This is a genomic window from Serratia sp. HNCC26DJ244, from assembly GCF_057180565.1.
In genome coordinates this window covers 16,033-32,902 of record NZ_JBXUGO010000027.1, presented here as the reverse complement: position 1 = coordinate 32,902, position 16,870 = coordinate 16,033, and the positions used below count along the sequence as shown (strand labels likewise).

Here is a 16,870-nt window from a genome sequence, read left to right as displayed (position 1 = left end):
GGTATTACTACAAAGGTGTTCTGTGGACGCCGAGCTACTTTGCCAGTAGCTGCGGCGGATCGCCAATATCCATCATCAGGCAATACATTGAGCAACAGCAAACACCACGTTAGGTAGAAAACCGTGCCTTATATCCTCGCCCTGAAGGACGGGGTTTTACGGCACACCGGATAAGCAGGTCATACCCCCTCCATTACTGACAGTAACTTGATGGCAACTGACTAGCTAGGCGTTTTGTTAAGCTGCTGCTCGATTTTCTGTAACAGTTGTTCTGCCTGTTCGGCAGGAAGTACCGCGTCAACCGGTAGATACCACCAGTTTGCTTGGGCAAAGGCGCGGCACTTCACCGCGTCTTTTTCGGTCATCAGCAGTGTTTGCCCGGGTTGGGTCAACACCGTTAATTGTGACTGGGTGTATTGTTGATGATCAGCAAAAGCCACCTCGTGATCAACTTGCACACCCAGCTTCTCCAGCATGGCGAAAAAACGTGGTGGATGGCCAATCCCTGCCATGGCAACAACCGGTGTCAGCTCAAGCACCGGGCGTTGCTCGCCACTCATCACATTCACTGCCTGCAGTGCCTGTAATTTCATGGCGATTTCCCCCGCTTGCGCCACGCCGCCATTAGCCACGCAGGCATCCACGGTGTTAAGACGGGATACGCGCTCACGCATGGGGCCTGCGGGTAACCACCAGCCATTGCCAAAACGGCGTACCCCGTCAATCACCACCAATTCAAAGTCACGCTGCAATGCATAATGCTGGAGGCCATCATCGGTAATCACCCCATCCAATTGATGCTGCTGCAACAGTGCCTGAACCGCCTCAACACGCTTGGGAGAAATCGCGACTGGTGCACCGGTTCGCTGATAGATTAAAACCGGTTCATCACCCGCTTGTTGTGTGGTGGTCTGCGGCCCCAATACTAACGGATAGACCGCTGACTTCCCGCCGTAGCCACGCGATACCACGCCAATGCGGTAGCCACGTTGTTGCAACTGCTCTACCAGCCAAATCACCATCGGCGTTTTGCCATTGCCGCCAGCAGTAAGGTTGCCGACGATAATAATCGGTACCGGAGCTCGCCAACTTTTACGGAAGCCGCAGCGATAACTCAGGCGAATTACATTGCTCACCAGGCCATAGAGCCAAGAGAACGGCAACAGCAGCAAATACCATAGTGAACCGCCAGACCAGATGCGCTCTATCATTACTGACCAAACTGCATACGGTGAAGTTGCGCATATACGCCTTTCTGCTCAATCAGCGCCGCATGTTGACCACGCTCGAGGATAATCCCATCTTCCACCACCAGAATTTCATCGGCTTTCTCAATGGTAGACAAGCGGTGGGCAATCACCAACGAGGTGCGGTTTCTCTGCAGTTCATCGAGCGCAGCCTGAATAGCACGTTCAGATTCCGTATCCAGCGCCGAGGTGGCTTCATCCAGGATCAGAATCGGGCTGTCACGCAGCAGCGCCCTGGCGATGGCAATACGTTGGCGTTGACCGCCAGAAAGCATCACGCCATTTTCCCCAATAACCGTATCCAGGCCATGTTCCATTTTGTCAATGAAATCCATGGCATAGGCCATCCGTGCGGCTTCTGCAATCTGTTCACGGCTATAATGCTGTTCACGGGCATAGGCGATATTATTGGCAATGGTATCGTTAAACAGGTGTACATTCTGCGATACCAAAGCGACCTGATCACGCAGTGAAGCCAGGGTATATTCCCGCAGATCATGCCCATCCATTAATATTTCCCCTTCCTGCACGTCGTAAAAACGCGTCAGTAAGTTGGCAATGGTTGACTTGCCTGAACCAGAGCGCCCCACTAAGGCGACGGTTTTACCTGCTGATATCGTTAGGTTGATATCCCGCAGTGCCGGAATTTCACGGCCAGGGTAACAAAAGGTCACGTGACGAAATTCAATATTGCCAGTGGCACGCTCTATTTGGCGCGTGCCGGTGTCTTTTTCCTGTTCCATATCCAGAATGGAAAACAGTGTCTGGCATGCAGCCATACCACGTTGAAACTGAGCATTGACATTAGTGAGTGATTTCAGAGGACGCATTAAGGCGATCATGGCTGAAAACACCACGGTGATAGTCCCGGCAGTCAGGGTTTCCATCACACTGGGGAAACTGGCGGCATACAAGACAAATGCCAATGCCAATGAAGCGATCAACTGAATAATGGGATCAGAGATTGAAGAGGCAGAGACCAGTTTCATCCCTTGCTGACGCATACGGTTACTGACGTTATTAAAACGTTCAGTTTCCACTTCTTGGCCACCAAAGATCAGCACTTCTTTATGCCCTTTCAGCATCTGTTCGGCACTGGTAGTCACCTGCCCCATGGTATTCTGCATGTTTTTGCTGATATTGCGGAACCGTTTGGACACCATGCGAATAGCGAAGGAGACGATAGGTGCCAGCAAGATCAGGATCAACGACAGTTGCCAGCTATAATAGAACATCATGATAAACAGGCCGATGATCGATGCCCCTTCACGCACCACGGTGACCAGCGCACTTGAAGAGGAAGATGCTACCTGTTCAGAATCGTAGGTAATACGTGAAAGCAGCGTTCCGGTGGATTGTTGGTCAAAAAATGCCACCGGCATTCTCATCATATGACCAAATAGCCGGCGACGCATCTGCATCACCACCATGCCAGAAACCCAGGAGATGCAATAGCTGGAAACGTAGCTGGTGACACCACGCATTAACATCAGGCCAATCACCACCAAGGGCATCCAGACCAGTACACGGCTGTCGGCTTTACCAAAACCCTCATCCAGCAGGGGTTTGAGCAGCGACAACATCAGTGTGTCCCCGGCGGCGTTTAAAACCAACGCAATAGCGGCCACAATCAGGCCCGCTTTAAAAGGTGTGATCATCGGCCATAGGCGACGGAATGTCTGCCAAGTGGAGAGATCTTTATCATTCATCATGCAGATACCAGCATCGAAAGAAATAGCGGCCTATTCTACTCATTATCACTCTTTACGCCAAACCACTGATGGTACCAACGTGGATTTATTTGTTCCCGAAAACCTTTAATTTGCCAGCTATTGTCGAAAAAAAACACGCTCAACTGCCCAGAATGCGCAGTATCGTGCCAGGCAATATGATTTTGCCGATAATTTTTAATCACTTTTTCCGCCGGTAAACGCCAGGCGTTATAACGGGCAACCGAAGCCATCGCCAGTTCTGGTGCCACTGCGCGCAAAAAAGGGGGGGATGATGATGTCCTGCTACCATGATGGGGTACCTGCAATAGTATGGCGGGTAATTTGGCGCGTTGGCGTAACAGCCCCTGCTCTGCCCGGCGCTCGATATCGCCAGTTAATAAGAGGCTGAACTTGCCATCATCAACCCGTACCACACAGGAGTCATCATTACCCGCTTGCTCTACCCGCTGTGGCGGCCACAATACTTGGAAATTCAACCCGCGCCACGTCCACTGTTGCCCTTGTAAACAGGGCAAATGGCGTTCATGGATTAGCGGCGTATGAACAGCAGCCTGGGGAAATGCCTGCTCCAACACCGGCAAGCCGCCAATATGGTCAAGATGGCTATGGCTGATAATAATATGCTCCAGCGAAATCTGCCGCCAATGCAAAAAGGGTAGAATAATACGCTCTGCCGCGCTGGAGGTTGTCCAACGGTTGCCGCTGTCATAAATCACCGCTTTCCCTTCACGCTCAATCACCACCGCCAGGCCATGTCCCACATCCAGCATATCTACCCGCCAGTGATAATCTGCTGAACGATCCCGCCAGAGCAAACAGACCAGTACCACCGTGATACAGCCTGCAGGAAAGCGGCGCCACCACTCAAAGCGCCAGCCGATCACTGCTAACCAACCAAGCGTGCTGAACTGCAGCACCGCCGCCCCCACCTGCAACCACCCTTGCTCTAACCAGGGAAGCGGCCATAGCGCCCAACTAATGGTAAGGTCTGCCAATTGCCAGCACCAAAAGCTCAGCCAAGGGATAAAAAACAGTATCATCGCCAGTAAAATCAAAGGGACCGACAACAGGGAGATAATGGGGACCGCCCAGAGATTGGCCGGTAAAGAGGTCCAACTGACACCATGGAACAAACCAAATTGTAATGGTATCAACAACAGCGTCATCCCTAGTTGGATATGCAGCCAACGTAGCGGCGCCCACCCCCAAAAGGAGGTAAATCGTACCGGTAATGGCGCCCATTCAAACCAAAAAATCAGTGCCGCCACCGCTAAAACAGAGAGCCAGAAGCTGTCCGACAGTATCGCCAGTGGATCAAATAACAAAAGCAGGCAGATACACCACAACCAAACCTGCCAAGAAGAGCAAGAGACCCCCTTAAAACGCAACCAGAGCCATAATGACAGGGCAATAAAGGCGCGCATTGCCGGCGGCTGCCCTCCTGCCAGCCAGACATAACCGAGCGCCATCACCCAGCCAGTAAGTAGGGGCAATCGATAACCGATAAGGCGTGCAGGCAGAAAAAACTGCACCCCACGCGCACCAGCCCAGGCAAACGCCGCAGCAAGGGAAATATGTAAGCCAGAAATCGCCATCAGGTGTGCGATGCCGGTTTTCATCAATTGTGCCCGGCTGTTGCCATCCATCAACATACGTTCGCCAAATGCCAACGCCAATAACACCGGGCGTTGTGCCAGCGCCCTCCACTGATTATCCATAGTGGTAATAATTTCCTGCCGCCAATGGCAGTTTTCATTCACCACGGTTGCCGAACGGAGATAACCGCGTAAGGGTTGTCGATTAGCCATCGCCCAACGCTGGCCATCAAACCCGCCTTCATTCAAACTGCTATGTACTGGGCGAAAGCGAACCTTTAGTGCCCACTGCTGCCCGGCACATATATTTTCACTGGGACTTTGGGCAATAAACGTCAGTGCAGGAATGAGCCAACGACCATTCACTTGCTCAATGCGGAACTGTACCTGCGGTATTTCTACGCCTTCCAGCTTGATACTGCGCACAGTAGCCATAACATCCTGATCCCCGCCCACCGATAACGTAGTAACTTGGCGCATCAAGACGCTGGCACTCCCCGTTGCCAATATGAACCCTAGTAACAGGTAACATAACACCTGGCACCAATACTGTTGTTTTTGCCGCCATAGCAGCAGGGCGACAAAAGCCACGCCACTCAACTGTGACCATGTGGGTAAATAAGGCAAAAACAGCAGTGGCAACATCCCTATGACTATCGCCATCGCTGCTGTATCGATCGAGACCCTGATATCCACGCTCCTTACCTGATGTTTTATAACCAAGTCCATTCAAATTGCAGGTAGGCGGCAAGTACGTGAATCCCTGGGAGCATAGATAGCTATGTGACCAGGGTGAACACGCGTAGCCAACACCGCTGCAGCTTGAATGGTGACAGTTATATCCACTGGGGATATTAACGCTCAGCTAAGTCGCCACCAGTGGCTGATTCAGTGCATGGGAAGTGATGCGCAAACTATCGGTGACTAACGTTGCATTACTGTGAACGTTGCGAGGGCTGGGTGAAAAGTTGCGAGTATTGAGAGAAAAGCTGAGAGGCTAGTTGAAAATTAACAACGGGGAGAGGAATAGTGTCACCATAAAAAACGGTGCCCTTACTGAGGCACCGTTTTAGCTTTCATTTATTACAAGCAACAACTCTATGAATTATAATTATCCATAGATATTGGCACGGTCACGTAACTCTTTACCTGGCTTAAAGTGAGGAACGTACTTGCCGTCCAACTCAACTCTATCACCCGTTTTTGGGTTACGACCAACGCGCGGAGCACGGTAGTGAAGAGAAAAACTGCCGAATCCGCGAATTTCAATGCGTTCACCTTCGGCTAATGTTGCTGCCATATGTTCAAGCATCTCTTTCACAGCATCCTCAACGGCCTTCGCCGGAATATGAGATTGCTGACCAGCAAGTCTTTCTATAAGTTCAGACTTGGTCATAGTTCCTCCAAGCTTTGCAGCTAAACTACCGTATCGGGGCGGTCAATGCCGCCCCCCCGTCATTACTCGCCTTTAGCCGCTTTGAAAGCTTCAGCCATAGCGTTAGAGAAATTGCTTTCTTCCTGCTTGCTGTTATTCACAGTAGCGATAGCATCTTTCTCGTCAGCTTCGTCCTTAGCACGAACAGACAAGCTTACAACGCGATTCTTGCGGTCAACACCCGTGAATTTAGCTTCCACGTCGTCACCCACTTTCAGAACCAGAGTTGCATCTTCAATGCGGTCGCGAGAGGCTTCAGATGCACGCAGGTAACCTTCTACACCGCCTGCTAATTCAACTGTAGCACCTTTCGCGTCAACTGCTGTGACTTTACCAGTAACAATAGTCCCTTTCTTGTTCACAGACAGGTAGTTATTGAACGGATCTTCAGCCAGTTGCTTCACGCCCAAAGAGATGCGCTCGCGCTCTGCGTCAACCTGCAGGACCACTGCTGCAATTTCGTCGCCTTTCTTGTATTCACGCACGGCTTCTTCCCCTGCAACGTTCCAGGAGATGTCAGACAGGTGAACCAGGCCGTCGATGCCGCCGTCCAGGCCGATGAAGATACCGAAGTCAGTGATAGACTTGATTTTACCTTCAACACGGTCGTTTTTGTTGTGGGTTTCCGCAAATTGCTGCCATGGGTTGGATTTGCACTGCTTCAGGCCCAGAGAGATACGACGACGTTCTTCATCGATATCCAGAACCATCACATCCACTACATCGCCCACGTTAACCACTTTGGACGGATGGATGTTTTTGTTGGTCCAATCCATTTCAGAAACGTGTACCAGACCTTCAACGCCTTCTTCGATTTCAACGAAGCAGCCGTAATCAGTCAGGTTAGTCACACGGCCTGTCAATCGGGTGCTTTCTGGGTAACGCTTGGCGATAGCAACCCATGGATCTTCACCCAGTTGCTTCAAGCCCAGAGAAACACGGGTACGCTCGCGGTCGAACTTCAGCACTTTAACGGTGATTTCGTCGCCAACGTTAACGATTTCACTCGGATGCTTAACGCGCTTCCAAGCCATATCGGTGATATGCAGCAAGCCATCAACGCCGCCCAGATCAACGAATGCACCGTAGTCAGTGAGGTTCTTGACGATACCTTTAACTTCCATGCCTTCCTGCAGGTTTTCCAGCAGTTGATCGCGTTCTGCGCTGTTCTCGGACTCAATTACTGCACGACGAGAAACAACAACGTTATTACGCTTTTGGTCCAGCTTGATCACTTTGAACTCAAGCTCTTTGCCTTCCAGGTGCAGAGTATCGCGGACCGGACGCACATCAACCAGAGAACCTGGCAGGAACGCGCGAATACCGTTCAGCTCAACAGTGAAGCCACCCTTAACTTTACCGTTGATAATACCAATAACGGTTTCAGCTTCTTCGTAAGCTTTTTCCAGCGTGATCCAAGCTTCGTGGCGCTTCGCTTTCTCACGGGATAGCAGAGTTTCACCGAAGCCATCTTCAACAGCATCCAGCGCAACGTCAATTTCGTCACCAATCTGGATTTCTAGCTCACCCTGTGCGTTTTTGAACTGCTCTACCGGAATGGCGGATTCAGATTTCAGACCGGCGTCAACCAGTACGATATCTTTATCAATAGCAACAACCACGCCACGAACGATGGAGCCCGGACGAGTTTCAATTGTTTTCAGGGATTCTTCAAAGAGTTGAGCAAAAGATTCAGTCATGTTGTTAATCTTCAGGGTTCTTTAGTTTAACGTCCATTTAGCATCCCGCCGAATGGGGTTGTTTCACATACCCAGTCATTGGCTCCATGCCGACCAGGTTTCTATAAATGTCATCATGCACATTACCGCAACAACTGGCGCAAATTAGATGGCCCACTGGCTGCACTGCAGTTGCATGAATCACGATATAAATCACAAGGGCAAAATTTTACCCGATATATTTCAATACTGCTACGCAATACGGTGGCAAATATGACAAAAAAGAAAGGTGCCGCCGTATTTATTACTGCGGCAACGCCAATATTTTATGTGCATACGCCAACGCCCGCTGGATCACTTCTTCGATCGACATGCTGGTAGAATCCAGCACCAGAGCATCAGTAGCTGGCACCAGGGGCGCAATAGCCCGATTACGGTCACGGTCATCCCGTTCCTTTATCTCGGCTAAAAGACGCTCAAAGTTAACACTAAAGCCCTTTTCCTGCAACTGCAGCATGCGACGATGCGCGCGCTCTTCTGAGCTGGCGTCAAGAAAAATTTTAACTCGCGCATCAGGAAAGACGACGGTACCCATATCACGGCCATCGGCAATCAGGCCGGGATCCTCACGAAACGCTCGCTGGCGGCGCAATAATGCTTCGCGCACCCGCGGGAAAGCAGCCACTAGCGATGCGGTATTGCCAACGGTTTCCTGGCGGATCTCGTTGCTGACATCCTCGCCTTCCAAAATAACCTGTAACCTGCCGTCTTGCGCAACAAAGCGAACATCAAGATGGGCGGCCAAGGGAACTAATGCCTCTTCAGAGGTGATATCCACCTGATGGTGTAGTGCAGCCAGAGCCAATACACGATAAATGGCACCAGAATCCAGCAAATGCCATCCAAGGGATTCGGCCAACGCTTTACACAGCGTGCCTTTACCCGCTCCACCTGGCCCATCAACGGTTATTACCGGGGCTGTAGCCATCATTATCTCTCTCCTTCGGGTAGAAAACCTCACAGGGATGCGCCTGCTATCTGCCCCCACTGGAGCAGATTCGGCGGCGTATTATACTCCCCTGTCAGCTTTACTGTTACCCCAGAACGCACTGGTTGCTGAAAATAAAACCATTACGCTGCAAAAGCCACAGATAGAATTCAATCAGCTACGGCCATCCTGGCGAGTGATAAATCATCAATAGAGCAGAAATCAGGCCTATTGGCTGATACGTGCCAATTGTTCAAAATAATCCGGAAATGTCTTGGCCGTGCATTTGGGGTCAAGAATCGTCACCGGGGTATCAGACAGGGCCACCAGCGAGAAACACATCGCCATGCGGTGGTCGTTATAAGTCTCAATTCGGGCAAACTGTAACTTGCTCGGCGGTATAATGTGGATGTAATCCTCCCCTTCGTCCACTTCGGCCCCCACTTTGCGCAACTCAGTGGCCATGGCCGCCAGTCGATCGGTTTCTTTTACGCGCCAATTGTAAATATTGCGGATAGTGGTTGGGCCTTCAGCAAACAGAGCGGTGGTAGCAATGGTCATGGCTGCATCTGGAATATGATTCATATCCATATCGATACCTTGCAACTCACCACGGCGACACTCGATAAAATCATCCCCCCAGGTAATATGAGCCCCCATTTTTTCCAGTACATCGGCAAACTTGGTATCGCCCTGGACACTTTTTTTGCCGATCCCTGTGACACGCACTGTGCCGCCTTTGATCGCCGCAGCGGCCAGAAAATAAGAGGCTGAAGAGGCATCCCCCTCCACCAGATAATCCCCCGGTGAACAATACTGCTGCTGAGCAGCAATACGGAATACCTGATAGTTTTCGTGAGTGACCTCAACACCAAAGGTTTTCATCAGGTGTAGCGTAATATCGATATAAGGCTTGGAAACCAGCTCACCTTTGATATGGATGGCGGTATCCTGCATTGCCAGCGGAGCCATCATCAGCAGAGCGGTCAGAAACTGGCTGGAAACACTGCCATCCACCGTCACATCCCCACCGCGAAAACCACCCTGCAGGCGCACTGGTGGGTAATCGGTCTGCTCAAGATAATCTATTTGCGCGCCCCCTTGACGTAGCGCCTCCACCAAATGGCCAATCGGCCGTTCCTTCATGCGGGGTTCACCCGTCAGAATCACATCACCCTGCCCCAGGCACAATGCCGCTGCCAATGGGCGCATTGCCGTACCGGCATTGCCAAGGAACAGTTCCAGTGGCTGTTTTGCTACCAGAGGGCCAGCCCCGCCTTCCACGACGCAACGGGTGCGATCATCAGAGAGTTGGTACTTCACCCCCAGCGCCTGCAGCGCATTCAACATATAACGGACATCGTCGCTATCGAGCAGGTTAGTCAGCCGGGTAGTTCCCTGAGCCAGTGCAGCCAGCAGCAGAGCACGATTGGATACGCTCTTGGAGCCAGGTAAATTGACGGTGCCTTCGACTAAAGCAACCGGTTGTAACGTCAGGGAATCGACCATATCAACAACATTCTCCACAATCTGATCAACGAAACGGCCCCGGGATATCACCGGAGCCGCTTTAATACCAAAGGACAACAACTATACACGTCAGTAAACGTCAGGCTCAGCCATGACGACGTTCAAAATCAACCATAAAATCAGTTAATACCTTCACACCTGCCAACGGCATAGCATTATAAATAGAGGCGCGCATTCCCCCTACTACACGGTGCCCTTTCAGCGCTTGTAGGCCAATAGCCTCCGCTTCACTCAGGAAGACTTTATCCAATGCAGGATCGGCTAACTGGAAAGGAATATTCATCAAGGAACGGTTAGCCGTGGCAACGCGGTTGCGATAAAAATCCGACTGATCAATGGTGGTATACAGCAGTTGCGCTTTTTCCTGATTACGCTTTTGCATTTCCACCAGGCCACCCTGCTCTTTCAGCCATTTGAACACCAGGCCAGCAAGGTACCAGGCAAACGTCGGCGGCGTATTGAACATCGAATCATTTTCCGCTAATACCGTGTAATCGAGCGTCGAAGGAGTTTCGCGGCGCGCTTTACCCAGCAGATCGTCACGCACGATCACCAGCGTTAAACCAGCGGGCCCAATATTTTTCTGAGCGCCGGCATAAATAACACCAAAACGGCTCACATCCAGCGGACGGGAAAGAATCGTTGAAGAGTAATCGCCAATCACCACTTTATTAGCAAAATCAGGCAATTCATCCACCGCAACGCCATCAATCGTTTCATTTGGGCAATAGTGTACATACGCGGCATCATCACTGAGCTGCCACTCTTTCATCGGCTTGATGGCACTTAACCCGTCCACCGAAGTTTTAACATCAATAACATTCGGCTGACAGTATTTCTCTGCCTCAAGAATGGCACTGTGAGCCCAGTAGCCACCGTCGATATAATCCGCTTTGGTACTATTGCCCAACAGGTTTAGCGGCAACGCAGCAAATTGTGCACGTGCGCCACCCTGGCAGAACAACACTTTGTAATTGGCAGGGATTTTCAGCAAATCACGCAGATCCTGTTCGGACTCTTCGGCAACGGCAATAAATTCCTTACTGCGGTGGCTGATTTCCATTACTGAAGTCCCCAGCGCATGCCAATTACACAGTTCTTGTTGAGCACGACGCAACACTTCAACCGGCAACATTGCCGGGCCAGAGCTAAAGTTATAAACCTGTGTCATTTCCCCTCACTACATTGACTGTTTGCCGCACAAACCGGTGTGTCGACTCACCCTTCGTTATTCAAGTTGCAGTAATCGGCCACCACCTGAATAAACCAAATTAAATAGATGTTGATACACTGAATAGATGTTGATACCCAATGGCGCCACTAGCCGTCCTATTGAACCGCAACGCCAAATCCACCCATCAGGTTTTATCACTCACCTAACGCGGCTGCAATGCTTATTCTTGTAAGGGCAGGAAACATCGTCATTCAAAGGGCGGGGTTTTGCAGCGAAGATAAACAATATCAGGGGGCATCACACCCCCTGCAGATAGCATGATTAGTACTGATTAAACATCGCCTGGATCTGTTTGGCGTCTTTGGTTTGCGTTAAAGCTAATTGCAGCAAAACTCGGGCTTTTTGCGGGTTTAATGTCCCTGAGGCCACAAAACCATATTTAGTATCATCCACTTCCGCATCTTCGGTGGTAGAACCGGTCGGAACACGAGAAGAACGAACCACCGCCACGCCATCATTTGCGGCTTTGGCCAATGTATCAAACACGGTTTTATACAAGTTGCCATTGCCAACACCGGCACTGACAATCCCTTGATAACCTTCCGCGATCAAGGCTTTTGCCGGGGCATCGGATGCATTGGCATAGTTATAGATGATGCCTACCTTCGGTAAGGTGGTTAATTTGCTGACATCAAACGGTGTTGCAGTAGTATGTTTACGCTGCGGTGAACGTTGATAATCAACTTTACCATTGTGGATATACCCTAGCGGTCCAAAGTTGGGGGACTGGAAAGTTTGCACTGCCGTGGTATTGGTTTTGGTCACATCGCGGCCATCGAGGACCGTATCATTCATAGCCACCAGCACACCACGTCTGGACGACTGTGGATCCGCTGCAGTAACCACCGCATTATATAAGTTGAATGGGCCATCCGCACTCATGGCGGTAGCCGGGCGCATGGCGCCAACGATCACCACCGGTTTGTCACACTTGACCGTCAAATCAAGAAAATAGGCCGTCTCTTCCAAGGTATCTGTGCCATGGGTAATGACAAAGCCATCGGTTTTGGCGCAGTCCGCATTGATTTTTTTTGCTAACTTGAGCCACACCTCATCATTCATATCCTGCGAGCCAATAGTTACCAGTTGCTCCCCTTTCACATTGGCAACTGTTTTCAGCTCTGGCACGGCATTGACTAACGCCTCCACCCCCAACTTGCCAGCGGTATAATTTGATTGGGTAGCAGATTGGCCCCCACCAGCAATGGTTCCCCCCGTAGCTAACAGGGTGATATTAGGTAATGCCAGTGCAGAACTGCTCACCCCGGCCATGAGTAATGCCATGACACTCAATTTTATTGATTTCATTGTCTTATCCCATGATTGATAAAATAATAATCTGCCGAATTATATAATTTATCATTATAAAAACTGTGATATTCATGCAAATTTAGGAATATATGGAGCTTCAGCCTAAAACCTCGTATTATTGTGCGTTCTCTGTATGCCCAATAAGTGACCACCATGACGCAAACTTTTATTCCCGGTAAAGACGCCGCACTGGAAGATTCCATCGCCGGTTTTCAGCAAAAATTATCCGATCTGGGTTTTAATATTGAAGAAGCCTCTTGGCTCAATCCAGTTCCCCATGTCTGGTCGGTGCACATCCGTGATCGCGACTGTCCGCTGTGCTTCACCAATGGCAAAGGTGCCAGTAAAAAGGCCGCCTTGGCCTCGGCATTGGGGGAATATTTTGAGCGTCTCTCCACCAACTATTTCTTTGCTGATTTCTATTTAGGTCAGCAAATTGCACAAAGCGACTTTGTCCATTATCCCCACGAAAAATGGTTCCCTATCCCGGAAGATAATGCATTACCTGCGGGGTTGTTAGACCCACACTTGCATGCGTTTTACGACCCTGAACAGGAACTGCAAGCCAGTGATCTGGTGGACCTTCAATCAGGCAATGCCCAGCGCGGTATCTGTGCCCTGCCCTTCAGCCGCCAGTCAGACCAGCAGACGGTTTATATTCCGATGAATATTATCGGCAACCTGTATGTCTCCAACGGCATGTCTGCGGGCAATACCACCAGCGAAGCTCGCGTTCAAGCGCTTTCTGAAGTGTTCGAGCGTTATATCAAGAACCGCATTATTGCTGAATCCATCAGCTTACCGGAAATTCCCAGCGACGTGTTAAGCCGTTATCCTGAAGTAGTTGAAGCTATCGCCAAACTGGAGGCCGAAGGTTTCCCAATCCTCGCTTATGATGCTTCGCTGGGTGGCCACTATCCGGTGATTTGTGTGGTGCTGTTCAACCCAGCCAATGGCAGTTGTTTTGCTTCCTTTGGTGCCCACCCGGATTTTGGTGTCGCATTAGAGCGTACTGTCACTGAACTGCTGCAAGGGCGTGGCTTAAAAGATCTTGATGTCTTTAGCCCTCCTACCTTTGATAATGAAGAAGTCGCCGAGCACACCAATCTGGAAACGCACTTTATTGATTCCAGTGGCTTAATCTCTTGGGATATGTTCAAGCAAGATGCGGATTATCCCTTTGTCGATTGGAATTTCAGCGGCACCACGCAACAAGAATTTTCCACCTTGATGAGCATTTTCAATCAGGAAGAGGCTGAAGTATACATTGCTGATTACCAGCACTTGGGGGTTTATGCCTGCCGTATTATTGTACCTGGCATGTCTGATATTTATCCGGCAGAAGATCTGATCCTGGCCAACAACAATATGGCAGCCCATTTGCGGGCCACTTTATTGCAATTACCAGACAGCCACTGGCAAGCAGAAGAGTATCTGGCTCTGCTGCAACAGTTGGATGATGAAGGATTAGATGATTTCACCCGGGTGCGTGAATTGCTGGGCCTCGCTACTGGCAAAGACAATGCCTGGTACACATTACGTGTGGGTGAACTGAAATCGATGCTGGCCCTGGCGGGTGGCGATCTGGAGCAGGCGCTGATCTGGGCCGAGTGGACACTGGAGTTTAATGCCTCACTGTTTAGCGCTGAACGCAGCAATTATTACCGTTGTTTGCAAACATGCCTTCAGTTAGCTCTGGAAGCGGAACGCGACCCCGCTCAATATCATAGTGCTTTGGTCAAAATGTATGGGCAACCCGCGCTTGACGCAGCCTCTGCTGCCATTAATGGCAGCGAGCGCTTCCATGGTCTGTTTGCTATTGACCCGGCCTTAACCGTCTTACCGGCACACCAGGCATTACTGGCGGCTTACAGCAAACTGCAAAAAGCCAAAGACCATTACTGGGCGCAGGGATCAGTCTAAACACACAATAATTCGAGTTGCATGACAAAACGCAGAGCGTTTTGAACAGCGCTTACGCTGGCCCGCAGGGTGAACCGCATAGATGAGGTTCATTAATCCCTAGTGACATAGCTAACTATGTCACTAGGGTGAACGGCGAATCCGCCTGGCGCGGATTTTAACGCTGCTGCAGCGGCCCCGATAGGGGCGATCCTTATGAACGAGATGAATAACTGCAGCAAACACCCAAGCAGCCTGAAGCCTGAAGCCTGAAGCCTGAAGCCTGAAGCCTGAAAAGTATCAATCCGTGATCATTGAAAACGCTTAATTTTGTTCGTTATGAGGAGCATGCTTTTTGCCATGAAGATATTTATCACCGTAGAACAGCGAAACGCACTCTAACACCTACAGGATTCCAGCAGGGATTAGCACGTTTATGAGCGTATAAAGGCCATCCTTCTCGCTTCTGAAGGCGGAGAGGTGCTTTGTGATGATTGCTCAGGCTTTACGTTTGCACCAAACAACGGTTGATCACCATATCCGTGGATACCTGAATAAAGACAAGCTAAAACCTAAACATAGTGGGCTGTTTATCAGCTCGGCTTAATGATAATTTTCAGGTGCTGAAGCCAGCATCTTTAAGTTAATCGGATATATATCAACAAAATACTCACCACTATTCTTTTACGCTGACAAGGCTGTCTAAAAAACCATCTGAGACCAGTTAAAGAGGAGTCAAAAAGGAAAATAGTGATTCACAGGTGTTTTCATTCTACTAGATACAAAACGCCTCATTCTGTCATAGACTGAATGAATTAAGAATTTTCTTATTATTTTTTTCTATTTTTCGTGTTACCGTATCTTCGCCTGACGCCTTTAGGTATATACACACCAAATATTCGATTTGCTTGCAGGTAGCAACTGATCGAATCCCTAGGTACATAGATAACTATATGACTGAGGTGAAAAAAGGCAGCTAACACCTACGTAGTTTAATGTAAAAACACTATAACTACGTTTAATGAAGATGCTTCAATGGATTGAGAAAGAGAGTCAGGACGAATGAATCTTGGTGTAGATATTATCGAAATCGCACGGGTAAATACCGCGTTAGCACGTAGTGGTAATAAGCTGGTGCAACTCTTGTTAACACCCGCAGAGCAAGAGTCCTTAGGGAATCTGACCGAAAACATCGAGCGCATGGCCGGTTTCTGGGCAGCCAAAGAGGCTGCAGTGAAAGCGCTTGGTACTGGGTTTCGTCTAGGGATCTCATTCCACGACATCCAAATCATGCACGATGATCTCGGATGCCCTTATTATATCTTCAGTGGTGAATTTTCCCGAATAATGCAGGAAAAAAACCTCACCAGTTCCACGCTGAGTATTTCTCATTGTCAATCGCATGCGATTGCCGCTGCAGCATTGGGTTAATTGTTAAAATAAAGGAATATTTATGTCTCACTATCCCGATCTCGGGGGTAAAAACGTGGTCGTCACTGGCGCAAGTGGTGATATCGGTTTAGCTATTTGTGAAAAATACCTTGAGCAAGGCGCTAACGTTTTCGCTATTTACCATTATGATACTAGCGGGTTGGAAAAATTAAAAACCTCTCATCCACAAGGTGAGAATCTGCATATTAAGCAATGTGATATTGCTGATGTCAGCGAAGTTTCACGCCTGGCCGATGAGCTTGAAAAAGAGGCTCATGCAGTTCATGTACTTATTAATAATGCAGGGATCTACAAAGATAACGTATTTTCCGCGTTGACCTACGAAGAGTTTGATCAAGTTATTAAGGTCAATCTATACGGTACCTTCAGTATGACTAAACAGTTCCTACCGTTATTACGCCATGCACGCAATTCAGCAGTAGTGAATATCTCCTCGGTATCTGGAATCACCTCCAGTTTTGGCCAGAGTAATTACAGTGCTGCCAAGGCTGGCATTATCGGTTTTACCCGTACTCTTGCTAACGAAATGGCGGCAAAGGGCATCCGTGTCAATGCTGTGGCACCGGGTATGATCGAATCCAAAATGGTGAAAAAAGTACCGCGCCAGATTGTGCGTACAGTAATGTCCGCCATCCCCTTGAAACGTCTTGGTCGTGTTGACGAGATCGCCAATGTGGTGGCTTTTTTAAGTTCAGACGCATCCAGCTATATCGTAGGGCAGACTCTAGTGGCGGATGGCGGTCTGGTGATGCGTTAACCGACAG

12 protein-coding genes and 2 pseudogenes are annotated in these 16,870 nt (G+C 49.6%); 5 read left to right on the top strand and 9 right to left on the bottom strand.

Annotated elements, in window-relative coordinates; all coding sequences use genetic code 11:
* Nucleotides 1–200, top strand: a pseudogene (locus AC2A06_RS17125) (transposase); the annotation flags it as partial.
* Between the two features lie 21 nt (nucleotides 201–221).
* On the opposite strand, the gene lpxK reads toward AC2A06_RS17125, so the two are convergent.
* From lpxK to ansB, 9 genes are all read right to left on the bottom strand, one after another.
* Nucleotides 222–1,211, bottom strand: a complete 990-nt coding sequence (gene lpxK / locus AC2A06_RS17120; protein ID WP_484381080.1) for a tetraacyldisaccharide 4'-kinase — start codon at nucleotides 1,209–1,211, stop codon at nucleotides 222–224.
* On the bottom strand, nucleotides 1,211–2,959 hold the full coding sequence (msbA, locus tag AC2A06_RS17115; protein ID WP_484381079.1) for a lipid A ABC transporter ATP-binding protein/permease MsbA: 1,749 nt from the start codon (nucleotides 2,957–2,959) through the stop codon (nucleotides 1,211–1,213). The genes lpxK and msbA overlap by 1 nt, the downstream gene beginning before the upstream one ends.
* Nucleotides 2,960–2,994: 35 nt before the next feature.
* Complete coding sequence (locus AC2A06_RS17110; RefSeq protein ID WP_484381078.1) at nucleotides 2,995–5,304, bottom strand: ComEC family protein; 2,310 nt, start codon at nucleotides 5,302–5,304, stop codon at nucleotides 2,995–2,997.
* A 382-nt stretch (nucleotides 5,305–5,686) separates the two neighbouring features.
* Nucleotides 5,687–5,971: an integration host factor subunit beta gene (ihfB, locus tag AC2A06_RS17105; protein ID WP_023489344.1), complete on the bottom strand. Its 285-nt coding sequence runs from the start codon at nucleotides 5,969–5,971 to the stop codon at nucleotides 5,687–5,689.
* 62 nt (nucleotides 5,972–6,033) lie between these two features.
* Nucleotides 6,034–7,710 (bottom strand): 30S ribosomal protein S1, encoded by a 1,677-nt coding sequence (gene rpsA, locus AC2A06_RS17100; RefSeq protein ID WP_023489345.1) that lies wholly within the window; start codon nucleotides 7,708–7,710, stop codon nucleotides 6,034–6,036.
* Between the two features lie 283 nt (nucleotides 7,711–7,993).
* On the bottom strand, nucleotides 7,994–8,680 hold the full coding sequence (gene cmk, locus AC2A06_RS17095) for a (d)CMP kinase (RefSeq protein WP_484381077.1): 687 nt from the start codon (nucleotides 8,678–8,680) through the stop codon (nucleotides 7,994–7,996).
* A 225-nt stretch (nucleotides 8,681–8,905) separates the two neighbouring features.
* The gene (aroA, locus tag AC2A06_RS17090; RefSeq protein WP_484381081.1) at nucleotides 8,906–10,186 is read right to left on the bottom strand and encodes a 3-phosphoshikimate 1-carboxyvinyltransferase; all 1,281 of its coding nucleotides are present in this window, start codon (nucleotides 10,184–10,186) and stop codon (nucleotides 8,906–8,908) included.
* A gap of 106 nt (nucleotides 10,187–10,292) precedes the next feature.
* Nucleotides 10,293–11,378, bottom strand: a complete 1,086-nt coding sequence (gene serC / locus AC2A06_RS17085; protein ID WP_484381076.1) for a 3-phosphoserine/phosphohydroxythreonine transaminase — start codon at nucleotides 11,376–11,378, stop codon at nucleotides 10,293–10,295.
* Between the two features lie 324 nt (nucleotides 11,379–11,702).
* On the bottom strand, nucleotides 11,703–12,749 hold the full coding sequence (ansB, locus tag AC2A06_RS17080) for an L-asparaginase 2 (protein ID WP_484381075.1): 1,047 nt from the start codon (nucleotides 12,747–12,749) through the stop codon (nucleotides 11,703–11,705).
* Nucleotides 12,750–12,905: 156 nt separating this feature from the next.
* On the opposite strand from ansB, the gene ycaO reads away from it, so the two are divergent.
* The 4 genes and pseudogenes from ycaO to AC2A06_RS17060 all read left to right on the top strand — a co-directional run bounded on the left by ycaO (nucleotide 12,906) and on the right by AC2A06_RS17060 (nucleotide 16,863).
* Entirely contained in the window at nucleotides 12,906–14,675 is a 1,770-nt protein-coding gene (gene ycaO, locus AC2A06_RS17075; protein WP_484381074.1) for a 30S ribosomal protein S12 methylthiotransferase accessory factor YcaO, read from the top strand.
* Between the two features lie 327 nt (nucleotides 14,676–15,002).
* Nucleotides 15,003–15,240, top strand: a pseudogene (locus tag AC2A06_RS17070) (IS630 family transposase); the annotation flags it as partial.
* A 476-nt stretch (nucleotides 15,241–15,716) separates the two neighbouring features.
* Nucleotides 15,717–16,085, top strand: coding sequence for a holo-ACP synthase (gene acpS, locus AC2A06_RS17065; RefSeq protein WP_484381073.1), 369 nt, complete (start codon nucleotides 15,717–15,719; stop codon nucleotides 16,083–16,085).
* A gap of 22 nt (nucleotides 16,086–16,107) precedes the next feature.
* Nucleotides 16,108–16,863 carry an SDR family oxidoreductase gene (locus tag AC2A06_RS17060; protein WP_484381072.1) on the top strand — a complete coding sequence of 252 codons (756 nt, stop codon included), beginning with the start codon at nucleotides 16,108–16,110 and terminating at the stop codon, nucleotides 16,861–16,863.
* Nucleotides 16,864–16,870 lie beyond the last annotated feature (7 nt).